This is a genomic window from Gelidimonas diazotrophica (assembly GCF_055694025.1).
Window position 1 is genome coordinate 714,595 of record NZ_CM146349.1, and the last position, 16,341, is coordinate 730,935.

The 16,341-nt window shown below is 54.4% G+C and carries 14 protein-coding genes; 7 read left to right on the top strand and 7 right to left on the bottom strand.

The window, feature by feature from the left end; genetic code table 11:
• Positions 1-10 precede the first annotated feature (10 nt).
• The 4 genes from infB to typA all read left to right on the top strand — a co-directional run bounded on the left by infB (position 11) and on the right by typA (position 6,356).
• Positions 11-2,824: a translation initiation factor IF-2 gene (infB, locus tag KGFNPO_RS03350; protein ID WP_472633089.1), complete on the top strand. Its 2,814-nt coding sequence runs from the start codon at positions 11-13 to the stop codon at positions 2,822-2,824.
• 152 nt (positions 2,825-2,976) lie between these two features.
• Entirely contained in the window at positions 2,977-3,366 is a 390-nt protein-coding gene (rbfA, locus tag KGFNPO_RS03355; RefSeq protein WP_472633090.1) for a 30S ribosome-binding factor RbfA, read from the top strand.
• An 89-nt stretch (positions 3,367-3,455) separates the two neighbouring features.
• A complete protein-coding gene (gene truB, locus KGFNPO_RS03360) occupies positions 3,456-4,394 on the top strand; it encodes a tRNA pseudouridine(55) synthase TruB (RefSeq protein WP_472633091.1) in 939 nt (312 codons plus the stop codon).
• 129 nt (positions 4,395-4,523) lie between these two features.
• The gene (gene typA / locus KGFNPO_RS03365; protein ID WP_472633092.1) at positions 4,524-6,356 is read left to right on the top strand and encodes a translational GTPase TypA; all 1,833 of its coding nucleotides are present in this window, start codon (positions 4,524-4,526) and stop codon (positions 6,354-6,356) included.
• Positions 6,357-6,469: 113 nt separating this feature from the next.
• On the opposite strand, the gene KGFNPO_RS03370 is transcribed toward typA, so the two are convergent.
• From KGFNPO_RS03370 to KGFNPO_RS03395, 6 genes are all read right to left on the bottom strand, one after another.
• A complete protein-coding gene (locus KGFNPO_RS03370; RefSeq protein WP_472633093.1) occupies positions 6,470-6,688 on the bottom strand; it encodes an RNA-binding S4 domain-containing protein in 219 nt (72 codons plus the stop codon).
• A gap of 326 nt (positions 6,689-7,014) precedes the next feature.
• Positions 7,015-7,941 carry a gamma-glutamyl-gamma-aminobutyrate hydrolase family protein gene (locus KGFNPO_RS03375; protein ID WP_472633094.1) on the bottom strand — a complete coding sequence of 309 codons (927 nt, stop codon included), beginning with the start codon at positions 7,939-7,941 and terminating at the stop codon, positions 7,015-7,017.
• A 306-nt stretch (positions 7,942-8,247) separates the two neighbouring features.
• Positions 8,248-9,123, bottom strand: coding sequence for a KPN_02809 family neutral zinc metallopeptidase (gene ypfJ, locus KGFNPO_RS03380; protein WP_472633095.1), 876 nt, complete (start codon positions 9,121-9,123; stop codon positions 8,248-8,250).
• Between the two features lie 52 nt (positions 9,124-9,175).
• Entirely contained in the window at positions 9,176-10,540 is a 1,365-nt protein-coding gene (trhP, locus tag KGFNPO_RS03385) for a prephenate-dependent tRNA uridine(34) hydroxylase TrhP (protein WP_472633096.1), read from the bottom strand.
• A gap of 306 nt (positions 10,541-10,846) precedes the next feature.
• On the bottom strand, positions 10,847-12,175 hold the full coding sequence (locus KGFNPO_RS03390) for a dicarboxylate/amino acid:cation symporter (RefSeq protein WP_472633097.1): 1,329 nt from the start codon (positions 12,173-12,175) through the stop codon (positions 10,847-10,849).
• Positions 12,176-12,387: 212 nt separating this feature from the next.
• Positions 12,388-13,068, bottom strand: a complete 681-nt coding sequence (locus KGFNPO_RS03395; protein ID WP_472633098.1) for a DsbA family protein — start codon at positions 13,066-13,068, stop codon at positions 12,388-12,390.
• 259 nt (positions 13,069-13,327) lie between these two features.
• Here KGFNPO_RS03395 and KGFNPO_RS03400 point away from each other — a divergent pair, with 259 nt between their 5' ends.
• The 3 genes from KGFNPO_RS03400 to KGFNPO_RS03410 all read left to right on the top strand — a co-directional run bounded on the left by KGFNPO_RS03400 (position 13,328) and on the right by KGFNPO_RS03410 (position 15,399).
• On the top strand, positions 13,328-14,197 hold the full coding sequence (locus KGFNPO_RS03400) for an NAD(P)-dependent oxidoreductase (RefSeq protein WP_472633099.1): 870 nt from the start codon (positions 13,328-13,330) through the stop codon (positions 14,195-14,197).
• 657 nt (positions 14,198-14,854) lie between these two features.
• Positions 14,855-15,076: an antitoxin MazE family protein gene (locus KGFNPO_RS03405; RefSeq protein WP_472633100.1), complete on the top strand. Its 222-nt coding sequence runs from the start codon at positions 14,855-14,857 to the stop codon at positions 15,074-15,076.
• Complete coding sequence (locus tag KGFNPO_RS03410; protein ID WP_472633101.1) at positions 15,073-15,399, top strand: type II toxin-antitoxin system PemK/MazF family toxin; 327 nt, start codon at positions 15,073-15,075, stop codon at positions 15,397-15,399. The genes KGFNPO_RS03405 and KGFNPO_RS03410 overlap by 4 nt, the downstream gene beginning before the upstream one ends.
• Positions 15,400-15,689: 290 nt before the next feature.
• Here KGFNPO_RS03410 and KGFNPO_RS03415 read toward each other — a convergent pair whose 3' ends face one another.
• A complete protein-coding gene (locus tag KGFNPO_RS03415; RefSeq protein ID WP_472633102.1) occupies positions 15,690-16,268 on the bottom strand; it encodes a superoxide dismutase in 579 nt (192 codons plus the stop codon).
• Positions 16,269-16,341 lie beyond the last annotated feature (73 nt).

The following is a 16,341-nucleotide window of genomic DNA, read 5'->3' on the forward strand; positions in this document are numbered from 1 at the left end:
AGAGGATTGAATGGCGAGTAACAATGTAGCCCAATTTGCCACCGAGCTGAATATGTCAGCGGATTTGCTGCTTACGCAGTTGCACGCCTCCGGCGTACAAAAAAGCTCGGCGTCCGATCCGTTGTCAAAAGATGACAAGGATAGACTTTTGGATCATCTGCGTCGCGCACATGGCGCCGCGCAGGATGGTGACAAGAAAAAATTCACGTTGACACGTAAAGAAACGACGGAGATTAAGCAGGCTGATGCCACAGGCAAATCGCGCACAATTCAGGTGGAAGTGCGCAAGAAGCGTACCTTCGTCAAACGCGAAGATGCTCCGGTAGAAAGCCCTGATGCTATTCCTGCTATCGCAACTTTGCCGGCGGTTGATTCGGATGAAATCGCTCGGCGCGAAGAAGAGGTGCGACGTCAAGCTGAGTTGATTGTTCGTCAAGAGGCAGAGCTGCACGAAAAGCAAGAACGTTTGGCAAAACTTGAAGCTGAAAAAGCAGCACAGGCCGAAGCGCAAGAAAAGGCGCTGCAAAAAGCCAAGGTGGAGACAGAAAAAATCGCTGCTCAGGCTGCACTTGCCGCTGCTACAACGGGCGGCGTTGCTGCAGAAGAAAAAAAGCGCGTTACCGCTGAAGATGCCAAGAAAAAATCTGACCTCCTTGTCAAGGAATCTGCTGAGAAAACCGCCGCTACTGAACGTGCACGTAAAGCCGTAGCGGACGAGGTCGCGCAAATCAAGGCCATGCTGAGTGCTCCACGCAGAGTAATCAAGGCGCCAGAGCCGGCTCCAGTGCCGGTGGTGGCAAAGGCACCTGAAGGGACACTGCATAAGCCTGCGGACAAGAAACCAAGCGAGAAAAAACCGGTAGTTGTCGATAAAAAATCTATTAAGTCGGCCAATGTCTCTTCGACTTGGCAGGATGACGCAGCCAAAAAACGTGGGGTCAGCACAATCAAACCACGTGGCAACACAGGTTCCGGCCGTGATGCATGGCGTAGTGGTGCGCGCGGTGGGCGCAGAAATTCCCATAATGATGACCACAGCACCAATTTTCAGGCACCTACAGAAGCTGTAGTTAAAGATGTCTACGTGGCAGAAACAATTACTGTTGCGGAGTTGGCGCATAAGATGTCTGTCAAGGCTTCTGAAGTCATCAAATATTTGATGACATTGGGTCAGATGGTGACGATTAATCAGGTTCTGGACCAGGAAACAGCAATGATTCTGGTTGAGGAAATGGGGCATAAAGCATTCGCTGCCAAGCTTGATGATCCGGAAGCCCTGCTCGAATCCAATGCAGTACATGCAGATGTTGAAATGCTGTCACGCGCTCCAGTAGTGACTGTCATGGGTCACGTCGATCATGGTAAAACTTCGCTGCTCGATTATATTCGTCGCGCCAAGGTAGCTTCCAGTGAGGCAGGCGGAATCACTCAGCATATTGGTGCTTATCACGTTGAAACGCCGCGCGGCATGATCACTTTCCTTGATACGCCAGGCCACGAAGCGTTTACTGCAATGCGCGCACGCGGTGCAAAGGCAACGGATATCGTTATTCTGGTTGTCGCTGCAGATGACGGCGTCATGCCGCAAACCAAAGAGGCGATCGCTCATGCGAAAGCGGCTGGCGTACCATTGGTTGTTGCCATTAACAAGATTGATAAGCCAGGCGCCAATCTTGACCGCGTCAAACAGGAATTGATCGCCGAACAGGTCGTGCCGGAAGAATATGGCGGCGATGCACCATTCATATCGGTTTCTGCAAAAACCGGTGAGGGCATTGAAAATTTGCTGGAGAGCGTTCTTCTGCAAGCCGAAGTCATGGAGTTGAAAGCGCAGCGGGATGCACCTGCTCGCGGTTTGGTTGTAGAAGCACGACTTGACAAGGGGCGCGGCCCGGTTGCGACGATACTTGTGCAGTCGGGAACCTTGAAACGCGGCGATGTCGTTTTGGCCGGTTCCTCCTACGGTCGCGTTCGTGCAATGCTGGATGAAAACGGCAAGAGCATTACGGAAGCAGGTCCATCGATACCAGTTGAAATCCAAGGTTTGACAGAAGTTCCGGTGGCTGGTGAAGATGTGATGGTCATGACTGATGAGCGCAAGGCGCGTGAAATCGGCTTGTTCCGCCAAGGTAAGTTCCGTGATGTGAAGCTTGCGAAACAGCAGGCAGCCAAACTCGAGAATATGTTTGAGCAGATGGGCGAGGGTGAGGTTCAGAACTTGCCATTGATTATCAAGACAGATGTTCAGGGTTCACAAGAGGCTTTGGTTCAATCCCTGCAAAAACTATCAACGACTGAAGTGCGTGTACAAGTGGTGCATGCAGGCGTTGGCGGTATTAGCGAATCGGATGTCAATCTTGCTGTAGCGTCCAAGGCCGTCATTATCGGTTTCAATGCTCGCGCAGATGCTTCCGCACGCAAGCTGGCAGAAGCTAATGGCGTTGATATCCGCTACTACAGCATTATTTACGATGCGATTGATGAGGTTAGAGCTGCGCTGTCTGGCATGCTGGCTCCTGAGAGACGTGAGCAAGCGTTGGGCTTGGTTGAGATTCGTCAGGTTATTCTGGTGAGCAAAGTTGGTGCTATTGCCGGTTGTTACGTGCTTGATGGCCTCGTCAAACGTGGTGCTTCGGTGCGGCTGTTGCGAGATAACGTTGTTGTCTGGACCGGTGAACTTGACTCCCTGAAGCGCTTTAAGGATGATGCCAAAGAGGTGAGAGCTGGTTTTGAGTGCGGCTTGACACTGAAAAACTTCAATGAAATAAAAGAAGGGGATCATCTGGAAGTATTTGAAGTTCAAGAGATTGCACGTACGCTGTAATACTTCGCTGCCATATTTGTTTACCAGCGTTATTTATCAGCGTCGTTATTCGCTTATGGATGCCCCGGCAGCACGCATAACGTGCGGCCGGGGTATTTTACGTATGGCGGCTTATTTTTACGATATTGATGATTACAGGCAGTTAATTACACATGGCTAAACATAGCAAATCCATACCTGGACGCGGCCTGCGGGTTGCGGATCAGATCCAGCGCGATTTATCAGAAATTATTGCTTTCGAGTTGAAAGACCCGCGTGTGGGCATGATCACCATCACCGAGGTGCAAGTCACGCCCGATTATGCGCACGCAAAGGTTTTTTTCACTACGCTCAACGATAGTGCAGAGGCATTGCAGAACACTCTGGAAGGGTTGAACAAGGCATCAGGTTTCATTCGCGGACAACTAGGCCGCAGATTGTCAATACACACACTTCCTGCATTGCATTTTCTGTATGATTCTTCGATTTCACGCGGTGCAGATTTGTCCCAGTTGATACAGCAGGCTAACGCTTCGCGGGCACTGGATGACGATGAAAACTGATACTTTCGCTAGCGCAGTTAATGCAAAGTTATTTTTCGTAAAATACTTTGATCAGGCTGCAGCAAAGGCATTAGATACCACATATAAGCATGGCTAAAAACCAAGTCAGGATTTTGCGCAAAGCGATTGATGGTGTGTTATTGCTTGATAAACCTGTCGGCTTATCCAGTAATGATGCGTTAATCAAGGTCAAGCGGCTCTTGAATGCGAAAAAAGCCGGACATACCGGCACACTTGATCCGTTTGCGACCGGATTATTGCCTCTGTGCTTTGGCGAAGCGACAAAATTTGCGCAGGATTTGCTCGATGCTGACAAATCCTACGAAGCAGTCGTGCATCTGGGTATCAAGACGACGACCGGTGATACCGAAGGTGACGTGCTGGAAACGCACGCTGTCGAAGTGACACAAAGCCAGATCGATGTGGCTTTGCAGCAATTCGTTGGAGAAATTGACCAAATTCCTCCCATGTATTCTGCGCTTAAACGTGATGGCAAACCTTTATACGAGTATGCACGTGCCGGCATTACGCTCGATCGTGCAGCGCGGCGGGTGCTTATTCACATATTGGAATGTGTTCAATACAATGCTCCTTACCTCACATTGCGCGTAACTTGCAGCAAGGGCACTTACATCCGCGTGTTGGGTGAGGATATCGGCGCTGTGCTGGGTTGCGGTGCACATTTGCAGGCTTTGCGCCGTACTCAGGTTGGAGATTTGTTGCTGACAGGTGCATTGACGCTGGATGCGATAACCGAGATGCCAGAATCGCTTCGTAATCAATCCCTGGCACCAGTCGATGCCTTGCTCTCATCTTTTCCGGCAGTATTTTTGTCAGATCCATTATCGGTAAGGTATCTACACGGCCAGCGTTTATCGCTTGGCAAAGAGGGAGTTGCCTTACCTGCTGAACAAGGACGAATACGGGTTTACCGGCAGAGCGACGGACGGCTGCTTGGCACCGGATTAATGGTGGAATTTGGCGTGCTTGCCCCTGAGCGCTTAATTTCCACGCATCTCCCTTGTTAGGTTTTTCACTCAGAAATGGCCGGGAGGTCTTCTCGGCGATGAGTAAGCTCTTGAAATATTAAGACAATTTAATTCTGTGCATTGCAGCATGTTATAATCCTCGGCTAACCGAATCACACCATCACGACTATGTCAAACACTAAACGCGCAATTCGCAACATCGCCATCATCGCTCACGTTGATCACGGCAAGACAACACTCGTCGACAAACTGCTCCGACAGTCTGGAACGTTCCGCGACAACCAGCAGGTTGATGCTCGCGTGATGGATTCCAATGACCTCGAAAAAGAGCGCGGCATCACGATTCTGTCGAAAAATTGCGCTGTTGAGTACGAAGGTACGCATATCAATATCGTCGATACCCCGGGCCATGCCGACTTCGGCGGCGAGGTCGAGCGCGTGCTGTCGATGGTTGACTCCGTCCTGCTGCTAGTCGATGCACAAGAAGGTCCGATGCCGCAAACCCGTTTCGTCACGCGCAAAGCGCTGGCCCTCGGTCTCAAGCCTATCGTCGTCATCAATAAAATCGACCGTCCGGGCGCACGTCCGGATTGGGCGATCAACGCTACCTTCGAACTGTTCGACAAACTCGGCGCGACCGAAGAGCAACTCGATTTCCCGGTTGTGTTTGCATCCGCGCTGAACGGTTACGCCAGCCTTGACTCTGCAGTGCGCGAAGGCGACATGAAGCCGTTGTTCGAAGCCATCTTGCAATACGTGCCGGCACGTGAAGACGACCAGGACGGTCCACTGCAGTTCCAAATTACCTCGCTCGACTATTCTTCCTACGTGGGTAAGATCGGTATCGGCCGCATTACCCGTGGCCGCGTCAAGGCTTTGCAAGACGTGATCGTCATGAATGGCCCGGATTCAACTCCGGTCAAGGCGCGCATCAACCAGGTCTTAGGCTTCAAGGGTCTTGATCGCGTCCTGGTGAACGAAGCGGTCGCCGGCGATATTGTGCTCATCAACGGTATCGACGAAATTGGTATCGGCAGCACGATCTGTGCCCCGGATACCCCGGATGCCATGCCGATGTTGACGGTTGATGAGCCGACCCTGACAATGAATTTCATGGTTAACAACTCGCCGCTGGCCGGACGCGAAGGCAAGTTTGTCACTAGCCGTCAATTGCGCGAACGACTTGATCGCGAATTAAAGGCGAACGTCGCACTGCGGGTTATGCCGACCGACGATGACACGATTTTCGAAGTGTCCGGCCGTGGCGAATTGCACCTGACGATTTTGATCGAAAACATGCGTCGTGAAGGCTTTGAACTGGCTGTTTCACGTCCGCGCGTGGTCTACAAGATGGTCGACGGCGTGCGCCACGAACCGTTTGAATTGTTGTCGGTCGATGTGGAAGAAGTGAATCAGGGCGGCGTAATGGAAGAGTTGGGTCGTCGTCGTGGTGACCTGCAGAACATGGAATCGGATGCCAAAGGGCGTGTGCGTCTGGAATACCGCATTCCTGCGCGCGGCCTGATTGGCTTCCAGGGCGAATTCATGACACTTACCCGCGGCACTGGTTTGATGAGTCACATCTTCGATGAATACGCGCCGGTAGATGCCAGCAGGGGTGAAATGACTGGCCGTCGCAATGGCGTGCTGGTTTCTCAGGATGACGGCGCGGCAGTTGCTTACGCGCTGTGGAAGCTGCAGGATCGTGGCCGCATGTTCGTCAGCCACAATGACCCGGTGTATGAGGGCATGATCATCGGTATCCACGCGCGCGACAATGATCTGGTGGTTAATCCGATCAAAGGCAAACAATTGACCAATGTGCGTTCATCCGGCACCGATGAGGCAGTGCGCCTGGTGCCGCCGATCCTGATGTCGCTGGAATACGCAGTTGAGTTTATCGCCGACGATGAACTGGTGGAAATTACACCGAAAAGCATTCGTTTGCGCAAGCGCTACCTGAAAGAAAATGAGCGCAAGAAATCATCGCGCACAGCTTAATAGCGTAATTAGAGTAATAATCTAGCTGCGATCTGGCCCTCCTTGGCACGTAAAGTGCTCGGGAGGGCCATTTTGTTTTTAAAGCCGGGTTTGAATAGATTCTCGGAAGATGGTCAGGCTGCTTTGACCTGGATGCGCACATCGCCCAGGCTTACCACCTGGCCAGCGCGGATTTTACAGGTTTTGCGTAACTCGATCTGGCCATCGACCGATACATTGCCTTGGGCCACCAGAACCTTGCCGGCGCCGCCGCTATCGCAAATGCCGCTGAGTTTCAACAGTTGATTCAATTCGACGTATTCGCCATCCAGCGTGAATGATAGTTTTTGCATGGGATTCCTGGTTGCGTGTTCAGGCAGCGAGTATAAATCCACGCATGCAGTTGATGCCACTTTTTGTGCGGTCAATTTCTGCAGGCGATGTGCGTAAGCTGGCTCGTCGCCACTCCCCCGGCGATAGGCCGGAATGTCTTATTGATGGAGTGCGACAGTAGACAGTAAGAACCGGCATCAAACCGGCCAGCAGAACACACAATAAGCAACAGACATAGAGTTTTCCCCGGCAATGTTTGTATTCTGCCTAAGGTGCGGCATCACCTGTCAGGAGGTTAAACTGCCCGCTGGAATTGCCCGGGAGGGGATTTTGCTGTGTGTGCGTGTCAGAAGCGGGTTTCGCGTGCAGTGCGCAGGAAACTGTCTAGTATGACGGTGCAATCGAGCAGTTCGGCGCTGCCGGCGCGATGGAATTCCGGGTGCCATTGCAGGCCCACCACGAAGTTCGACTTGCTGTAACGGATGGCCTCGATGACCTGATCATCGGTCGAGGTTGCCTCAACGATGATGTCGCGCCCCAGCGTATTGACTGCCTGGTGATGGATCGAATTGACCAGCGCCACCGGCTTGGAGTCAAATAGTCCGGCCAGCAACCCGCCTTCGGTCAGACGGATGGAGTGAGTATTGCCGTCGTATTTTTCACTCACGTGCGCAATCGCGTGCGGCACATCGGAAGCGATATCCTGATACAGCGTGCCGCCGAAGGCGACATTGATCAATTGGCAGCCACGGCAGATGCCGAGCACCGGTTTGCCAGCCTCGATGAACTCGTGCAACAGTTCCAGTTCGTACATGTCGCGCGCACGGTCGCCATTCCATTCCGGCCGTGTGGCAGCCTTGGCGTAACTCATCGGCGCGACATCGGCGCCGCCTTGCAGCACCAGCCCATCCAGTTGCTTGGCGTAGTCGCGCAGCCGGATGCTGCTGTTGTGCAGCAGGCTGTTATTGTTGACGGACGGTATCATCAATACCATCACGTCGCGCGACATCACCCATTGCGCAATCGTTTCTTCCAGATATTGCAGGGTTCTGCTGCTCAGACCTATTGCGCCGGGCTCAGGATGGAAAATCCGCGCCGAAACGCCGATGATCAGGGTGCGCTGGTTGATGCGCTTGGCGGCCTTGTGAGATAGCGCCTTGAGTCTGGCCGACAGGATGCTCCAGGTTTGCGACCAGGGCGATGGCCCCGGGTTCTGTATGGAATCCTGTTTGCCGGGTGGGGGAGTTGTATTCAAATTGTCAGTATCGCTCATGTGAAAAGTTGTCTATTGCCATATCGTCCCGTCGATTTTACTGCGATGCAGTTGCAGGCGCTTGGTTGGTGCCGAGGCTGGCTGCTTGCGATAATGCAGTCAATCTCTGCTCAATCAGACTGTAGCTACACACAGAAGTATCCCGGCTCTTTCGAAAAATTATCCAGTATTTTAATAAAGTGCTGGGTATGTTAAAAATTCCTATGTTTGCCGCATTAAAATAAATCGACTTTAAAAATACAGCATACTGTATATATAATATTCTGCGGCTTGCGGTTGTTAGCGGTTGCCGAGGTTGAGCGAAGTTCAGAGTTGTTGCGCCTCGAAAGTGTTGCAGTTGTTCAACTGGCCGCTGTCGATGCCGCGTTTGAACCAGCGTACCCGCTGTGCCGACGTCCCGTGGGTGAAGGAATCCGGCACTACATGGCCTTGCGCCTGACGCTGCAGCGTGTCGTCGCCGATCGCGGTCGCTGCCTTCAATGCGCTTTCCACATCGCCCGCTTCCAGGATGCTGCGCGCCTGGTTGGCATGGAAAGCCCATACGCCGGCAAAGCAGTCGGCCTGCAATTCCACCTTGACCGAGATTGCGTTGGCTTGTTTTTCCGAGCCGCTGCGGCGCGCTTTATCAACCTTGTCCATGATGCCGGAGATGTGTTGCACATGGTGGCCGACTTCGTGTGCAATCACGTAAGCTTGCGCAAAATCGCTCGAAACCTGGAAGCGCTCGCGCATGGTCTGGAAAAATGCCAGGTCGATATACACTTTCTGGTCGCCCGGGCAATAAAACGGGCCGGATGCGGTGTCGCCGGTGCCGCAGGCGGTTGGAGTCGAGCCGGAAAACAGCACCAGTTTCGGCTGTACATAGTCGGAGCCGCTCTGGCGAAAAATTGGTCCCCAGGTATCTTCGGTGTCGGCCAGCACAGTGGCGACGAATTTCACCATCGGATCATTGGCTGCGGCCTGACCCTGACGCGCCGGCGCTGATTGCGACGTGTCGATCTGCCCCGAACCGCCGGAGAGCAGGCTGATCACGGTCATCGGGTTTACGCCAAAGAAATACGAGGCGACCAGCGCGATCACGATGGTGCCGAGCCCGATCGAACGCCCGCCGAAGCCGCCGCCACCGCCACTATCACGGCGATCCTCAACATTGTCGCTTTCGCGATTGCCGTCCCATTTCATGTCGCCACTCCCGCAAGTCCTATGTAGACGAGAGTGTAACGGAAGCGCTGCTTTACAGCAGGCGCGATATCAATGCCTTGTCAAAGCGCGCATCGAGCGGAATGCGCACCCGGTGCGGGCTGCCCGGCGCTACGCTGATTTCGCTGCCGTCGACGGCCAGCATGCGTTCCAGCGTCATGGTCTGGTTGCCGGATGGATGGATGACCTCGATCCGGTCGCCGACCGCGAAGCGGTTCTTGGCTTCCACCAGCGCCCAGCCGTCCGCCACCGACAAGACGTCGCCGACGTATTTGCTGCGATGCGTTTTGGACACGCCTTCCATGTAGTTCTGGTGATCCTCGGTATGGTGGCGCTGGTAGAAACCGTCGGTGTAGCCGCGGTTGGCCAGCCCTTGCAGTTCGCTCAACAAATTGATGTCGAACGGACGGCCCGCGACTGCGTCGTCGATTGCGCGCCGATACACTTGCGCGGTGCGCGCCACGTAATACAGCGACTTGGTGCGGCCTTCGATTTTCAGGGAATTGACGCCGATTTTCACCAGCCGCTCGATATGCTCGACCGCGCGCAAATCCTTGGAGTTCATGATGTAAGTGCCGTGCTCGTCTTCCAGAATCGGCATCAGCTCGCCTGGGCGGCCGGCTTCTTCGATCAGGTAAGGCTGGTTTGCCAGCGGGTGGCGCTGCATGTTGCCCATTTCGGAAAACGCCTGATTCGCTTCTTCCATCGCTTGCTGATAGTTCAGCTTGATGGTTTCAACCGGAATGCGGGCCAGATCGCCGGTGGCGTCCTCGGCGGCATTTTCGACCTTGTAATCCCAGCGGCAGGAATTGGTGCAGGCACCCTGATTCGGGTCGCGATGGTTGAAGTAGCCGGACAACAGGCAACGGCCGGAATAGGCGATGCACAGCGCGCCATGGACGAACACTTCGAGTTCCATCTCGGGGCAGCGCTGGCGGATTTCTTCGACCTCGTCGAGCGACAGTTCGCGCGACAGGATCACCCGCGTCAAGCCCATCTTGTGCCAGAACTTGACGTCGGCCCAGTTCACCGCATTCGCTTGCACCGACAGATGCACCGGCACCTCCGGCCATTTTTCGCGCACCATCATGATCAGGCCGGGGTCGGCCATGATCAGCGCATCCGGCTTCATGGCGATCACCGGCGCCATGTCATTGAGATAAGTCTTCAGCTTGGCGTTGTGCGCAAAGATGTTGCTGGCGACAAAGAACAGTTTGCCGCGCGCATGGGCGCCGCTGATGCCGGCCTGCAACGCTTCCAGCGTCGAGAATTCGTTATTGCGGGCGCGCAGACTGTAGCGCGGCTGGCCCGCATAGACGGCATCGGCGCCATAGTCGAAAGCGGTATGCATCTTGGCAAGCGAGCCGGCTGGCAGCAGGAGTTCAGGGGCGTGGGACATGGCGGTGGTGGCGTTCTGAATGAAAAAGCAGGGGCACGATTATAGTGGGCGAGCGGTAAAAATCGCATGATATGCATCAAGCCAGCCGCAACGGGCGCTCTGAAGCATCTGCATGACTGGTTTATAAGCGGGAGTATATTAAGAAAACCATTGCTTTCCGCATGATTAGATTGCCTCTCAAAAAATACACGCTACTGTATTTTTAAGCATCAGAAACGGGGTTAAAAACATCCAGTCTGGATAAAGCGGCGCAGGGTGGTATTAACGCGCATGAAAAAAACCAGCCGGCAGGCTGGTTTTGTGGTTTTACGCCGATTCCTGTTGCCGAAAAACCGGTGTCGGGCTGGCCGTATCCGGTGCCTCGGCTGGCGTTGATACCGGAGTGGGACTGAGCAGTTCCTGGTGCAGCGTTTCCAGATCCAGTTCGTTTTCCCATTTCGATACCACGATGGTTGCGACGCCATTGCCGATGAAGTTGGTCAGTGCGCGGCATTCGCTCATGAAGCGGTCGACGCCGAGAATCAGCGCCATGCCGGCCACCGGAATGGTCGGCACCACAGCCAGCGTCGCAGCCAGGGTGATGAAGCCGGCGCCGGTGACGCCGGATGCGCCCTTGGAGGCCAGCATCGCAACGCCGAGAATGGTCAATTCCTGGGTCAACGTCAGATCGGTGTTGGTAGCTTGCGCCACGAACAGCGCCGCCATGGTCATGTAGATATTGGTGCCGTCGAGATTGAACGAGTAACCGGTCGGCACCACCAGGCCGACCACGGATTTGGCGCAGCCGAGCTTTTGCAGTTTTTGCATCAAGAACGGCAGCGCGCTTTCCGATGAACTGGTGCCCAGCACGATCAGCAATTCTTCCTTGATGTATTTGAGAAAGCGCCAGATCGAGAAGCCTGTCATGCGGGCGATCGAGCCCAGCACGATGAAGACGAACAAGCCGCAGGTCAGGTAGAACGCGCCCATCAGTTTGGCCAGCGGCAATAATGACCCGATGCCGTATTTCCCGATCGTGAAGGCGATGGCGCCGAATGCGCCGATGGGCGCGGCTTTCATGATGATCGCGACCACGCCAAACACCGCAGTCGAGATTTCTTCTATCAGATTCGTGACGCCCCGGCCTTTTTCGCCCAGCATCGAGAGCGAGAAACCGAACAGCAGGGCAATTAGCAGCACCTGCAGGATGTCACCCTTGGCAAAGGCATCGACGAAGGTGTTCGGGATGATGTTGGACAAGAATTCCACCGTGCTATGGGCTTGGGCTTTCGCAGTATATTGGGCAATCGCGCTGGAATCGAGGGTGGCAGGATCGACATTGAAGCCCGCGCCGGGGCGCAAAATATTGGCCACTAACAAGCCGAGCGCCAGCGCAAAAGTGGAAACCACCTCGAAATACAGCAGCGCCTTGCCGCCGACGCGGCCGACTTTCTTCATGTCCTGCATGCTGGCGATGCCGGTTACGACGGTGCAGAAAATCACCGGCGCGATGATCATCTTGATCAGTTTCACGAAACCGTCGCCCAGAGGCTTCATATCGATCCCGAGCGTAGGCTCGAACACGCCTAGCAACACGCCGCACACGATGGCGAATATCACTTGAACGTAAAGTATTTTGTAAATTGGTTTTTTCATCAGGTATCCATAGAAGCGATGTCTGTTGTGCATTGTCCATAAACCGGGACCTCACTTCAATTGTGGAAATCCACACGATGAAAAGCTGTTTTGCGATGCGCGCCCGTAACTGGCGCAGGATAATTTGGTTCCGACAGGCTGCGCAGCCTGCCGGAAAGAGCCGATTTGTCGTTGCGAAAAACCTCGATGGCCGCTTGGCCGCTTGGCCGTTTTTAATGCGCTGCCTGTGTGATGGCGACGATGCGTTCCAACAGAACGGCGGTTTTGGTATAGCCGGAACTGATCAGATGCAGCGTTTCGTCATGCTCCAGCACCAAGGCCGGAAAGCCCTGGATGCCCCAGCGCTGGGTTTGCGCGAAATCCTGTTTGGTTTCCGAGATGGTCGAGGCGGCGCTCAGCGTACTCAGGAAATCGGCGCTGTCGATAGTCGCCATTGGCGGCCCGGCCAAACTGTTCTGGCCGCCAGCATCCGCCAGCGCAGTCGCGCCAACTTCTGCCAGCACCTGCAGATTGGTGACATCCCGGCCTTCAGCGTAAAAAGCGTGCTGGATCGCATGCAACACATCCAGAATCTTGCGCGACGGCAAATCTTCGCCCAGGATGCGGGCTGCGACCACCGCCCGGCAAGCCGGTTCGGTGTCATAGATGAAGCCCGGGCGCATCATGCCCGAGGCCGAAAACGGCAGTCCGCTGGCTTCTTCCACATGTTTCCAGTGCGTCAGAATGGTGGCTTTCCTGGCCTCGTCCATAACCTCGGTGTTGTAGGCGCGTAGCCCGCCCGTGACGATGTCGAGTCGTGCCTCAGGCAGCGCATCGAGCAGCGCATTGAGCTGCGGACCGAATCCATAACACCATGAACACATGGGATCGGCGATATAAATCAGGTGAAGCATAGGGTTCCTTGGAGGTTTCTGGTGACGATGACCAATGGTACCAATTTAACGTGAAAGTCGCGTAGCGGCTCACTTTGCTCCCCTCGCCCGCTTGCGGGAGAGGGGTTGGGGGAGACGGCCATGGCGCTTTCATTCATTGTGGTGGCATTTTCGCCATGCCGTTAGAGCGGGCAGCGTTGCCGCCCAATATCTATGCCACAATTTCAACCGGCATATCAGATTGACCAACAGATCGACCAACAACAACAAAGGGCTAAAAATGGTAAAAGCGGCATTTATTGGATTAGGCGTGATGGGCTTTCCGATGGCTGGGCATCTGGCAGCACACGGTCACGCGGTGACGGTATTCAATCGCACCCCGGCCCGTGCGCAGTTATGGCTGGAAACGCATGCGGGGCGCAGTGCGGATACGCCGGCAGCGGCAGCTGAAGATGCAGAATTCGTGTTTACCTGCGTCGGCAACGACGACGATCTGTACCAGGTGACGCTGGGCCCGGACGGTGTTTTGTCACGCATGCGCCCGGGCAGCGTCCTGATTGACAACACCACATGTTCCGCCGCTGCGGCGCGCAAGCTATATCAGGAGGCCGGCAAGCTGGGCATACACTTTCTGGATGCGCCGGTATCGGGCGGCCAGGCCGGTGCCGAAAATGGCAAGCTCACCGTGATGGTGGGCGGCGATGCCGAGGTATTCGCGCGGGCCGAGACTATCATCGCATCCTATGCGCGCGCGGTGATGTACATGGGCATTGCGGGGTCAGGGCAGCTGACCAAGATGGTGAACCAGATTTGCATTGCCGGATTGGTGCAGGCGCTGGCCGAAGGCGTGGCATTCGCTAAAAGCGTCGGGCTGGACGGCGAGCGCGTGATCGATGCACTCTCCAAAGGCGCGGCGCAATCGTGGCAGATGGAAAACCGCGGAAAAACCATGCTGGCATCGAAATTCGACTTTGGCTTCGCGGTCGATCTGATGCGCAAGGATTTGGGCATCTGCCTGGAAGAGGCGCAACGCAACGGCAGCCAGTTGCCTGTCACCCAGTTGGTCGATCAGTATTATGCGGAAATACAAAAACGCGGCGGCGGCAAACTCGATACCTCCAGTCTGATGCTGCTGGTGGATCGTGGCTGATCTCCTCGGTTTCCGGAAAAAAGCACTTGCAGCAAAGCAAGTGCTTTTTTTTTGAGGGTGGATTTTGGCGATGCTTTGCACTTGGCCATGGCGCGAAAGAAAACGGATTGAAGACGTTTGACAAGGCGTTCGCGAAAGCTGCCAGAAAGTTGGAAGCGCATCCAGCAGTCATGCTTCCTTAATATTGCTTTGTCTGCCAATGCGCTGAAATCGTCAAAAGCATCGTTCCGATGCGGGTTTTGGCTCAGCGGCCTATGTCATAACGCGAATACTGAGCAAACCTCGAAAAACCGAGATTCCGTTAGGTCAGAAAGCCGTGGCCTGTCCCTTATTGTCATGCAGCAGGTGGAGTATCAGTTAAAACAGGCATGTTCACGCAAGTATCAATTGCAGTATTTAAAAATACACTTGTAGGTATGTGCAGGAACATGCGGCGCAAAGGACGTTGGGGTCAGGTCTGGTTTGGAAGCTAGGGACAGGTAGCCGTGGTGCGTGTTTCCGGGCGATCTTACGCGATTATGAAGGGATTCTTACGCCTAGCCAGCACGGCACATTGGCAGTAGTCACACCGCCGGGAAAGCGAACAGATAACGGTTGCATGTAACGCTATCGTGTACTACATTGGTTGCATGTAACGAATGAAAAGGAGATTTCGCGATGGCTATTTCTGTTTCTGTACGCGTTCAAAAGCGGCGTGATGCGCTGCGCATGGCTGGGCTTCGCCCGGTTCAAATTTGGGTGCCGGATACGCGGCTGCCAGGCTTTGCGGCAGAGTGCCGGCGCCAATCCAAACTGGTTGCTGAGTCTGACAGGGCAGACACGGAAATGATGGAATTCATGGATGACGCTTTGTCCGATGTGGATGGCTGGACAGCATGAATCGGGGCGACTTCGTGACCATCGCCATGCAAGGCGATTTTGGTAAACCCAGACCCGCGCTGGTGATTCAGTCCGACCAATTCAACCAGCACGCGACCGTCACAGTTTTGCTGGTGTCGAGCACGTTGGTTGATGCGCCGTTGCTTCGCGTGACGATTCAACCGGGCGCAGGAAACGGCTTGCAACAGCCGTCGCAGGTGATGGTTGACAAGGCGATGACCGTGAAGCGGGAGAAGCTCGGAGAGGCGTTTGGTTCGGCCAGTGATGCGGCAATGCTTGAAGTCGGGCGTTGTTTGGCAGTGTTTCTTGGCATCGCCCGATAGGAGGCGGTGATTTGGGCGTGGTTCAAACAGACGTAAGGTGTATGCGTAGGGTGTCAACAGCGAAGCGTATTGCGCCGCATGTGTCGGAATATAGACCGCAAACAGCAAATAGACCGGACACGAGGACTTTGCATTCCGCAAACAAAAACGCCAACCGGTGAAGGTTGGCGTTCTGATATCTACAGCTTGGTGATCATCAGTGTTCCGAATTTTATTCCAGAACACATTCAAAAAGTTCTGATCTTTATTCCTGTGTTCCGAACTTCATTCCGAACAAACAGCAAAAACCCTTACGCGAAATTCTTTGCGACGAAATCCCAGTTGGCCAGATTCCAGAAGCTTTCAACGTATTTCGGACGGGCGTTGCGGTAGTCGATGTAGTAAGCGTGTTCCCAGACGTCGCAGGTCAGCAGTGGCTTGTCGGTGCCGGTCAATGGCGTTGCGGCATTGGAAGTGTTGACGAGGTCGACCGAACCGTCGGCTTTTTTCACCAGCCAGGTCCAGCCGGAGCCGAAGTTACCGAGTGCGGATTTGGTGAATTCTGCCTTGAACTGGTCGAACGTACCCCATTTGGCGTTGATCGCGTCAGCCAGTGCGCCGCTTGGTGCGCCGCTGGCGTTCGGTGTCAGGCAATTCCAGTAAAAAGAGTGGTTCCAGACTTGGGCTGCGTTGTTGAACAGGCCGCCGGATGCTTTGCGGATGATGTCTTCCAGCGTGGCGTTTTCAAACTCAGTGCCCTTGATCAAATTGTTCAAGTTGGTGACGTAAGTCTGATGATGCTTGCCGTAGTGGTACTCCAGGGTTTCTTTGGAGATGTGGGGTTGCAATGCGTCCATTGCGTACGGCAGGGCTGGCAGGGTATGTTCCATGGTGCGTCCTTTTAGTTGTTCGTTGAGGTAAAAATCTGTTTTGCAGGATCGCCAATTGTATGACGGATGCGCA

What these genes read in the sequence shown, in the direction of transcription:
- ypfJ (WP_472633095.1), bottom strand. Translation starts at nt 9,123, where the DNA reads ATGAAATGGGACGGCAATCGCGAAAGCGACAATGTTGAGGATCGCCGT.
- typA (WP_472633092.1), top strand. Translation starts at nt 4,524, where the DNA reads ATGTCAAACACTAAACGCGCAATTCGCAACATCGCCATCATCGCTCAC.
- truB (WP_472633091.1), top strand. Translation starts at nt 3,456, where the DNA reads ATGGCTAAAAACCAAGTCAGGATTTTGCGCAAAGCGATTGATGGTGTG.
- KGFNPO_RS03370 (WP_472633093.1), bottom strand. Translation starts at nt 6,688, where the DNA reads ATGCAAAAACTATCATTCACGCTGGATGGCGAATACGTCGAATTGAAT.
- KGFNPO_RS03415 (WP_472633102.1), bottom strand. Translation starts at nt 16,268, where the DNA reads ATGGAACATACCCTGCCAGCCCTGCCGTACGCAATGGACGCATTGCAA.
- KGFNPO_RS03395 (WP_472633098.1), bottom strand. Translation starts at nt 13,068, where the DNA reads ATGCTTCACCTGATTTATATCGCCGATCCCATGTGTTCATGGTGTTAT.
- rbfA (WP_472633090.1), top strand. Translation starts at nt 2,977, where the DNA reads ATGGCTAAACATAGCAAATCCATACCTGGACGCGGCCTGCGGGTTGCG.
- KGFNPO_RS03405 (WP_472633100.1), top strand. Translation starts at nt 14,855, where the DNA reads ATGGCTATTTCTGTTTCTGTACGCGTTCAAAAGCGGCGTGATGCGCTG.
- KGFNPO_RS03400 (WP_472633099.1), top strand. Translation starts at nt 13,328, where the DNA reads ATGGTAAAAGCGGCATTTATTGGATTAGGCGTGATGGGCTTTCCGATG.
- KGFNPO_RS03375 (WP_472633094.1), bottom strand. Translation starts at nt 7,941, where the DNA reads ATGAGCGATACTGACAATTTGAATACAACTCCCCCACCCGGCAAACAG.
- infB (WP_472633089.1), top strand. Translation starts at nt 11, where the DNA reads ATGGCGAGTAACAATGTAGCCCAATTTGCCACCGAGCTGAATATGTCA.
- trhP (WP_472633096.1), bottom strand. Translation starts at nt 10,540, where the DNA reads ATGTCCCACGCCCCTGAACTCCTGCTGCCAGCCGGCTCGCTTGCCAAG.
- KGFNPO_RS03390 (WP_472633097.1), bottom strand. Translation starts at nt 12,175, where the DNA reads ATGAAAAAACCAATTTACAAAATACTTTACGTTCAAGTGATATTCGCC.
- KGFNPO_RS03410 (WP_472633101.1), top strand. Translation starts at nt 15,073, where the DNA reads ATGAATCGGGGCGACTTCGTGACCATCGCCATGCAAGGCGATTTTGGT.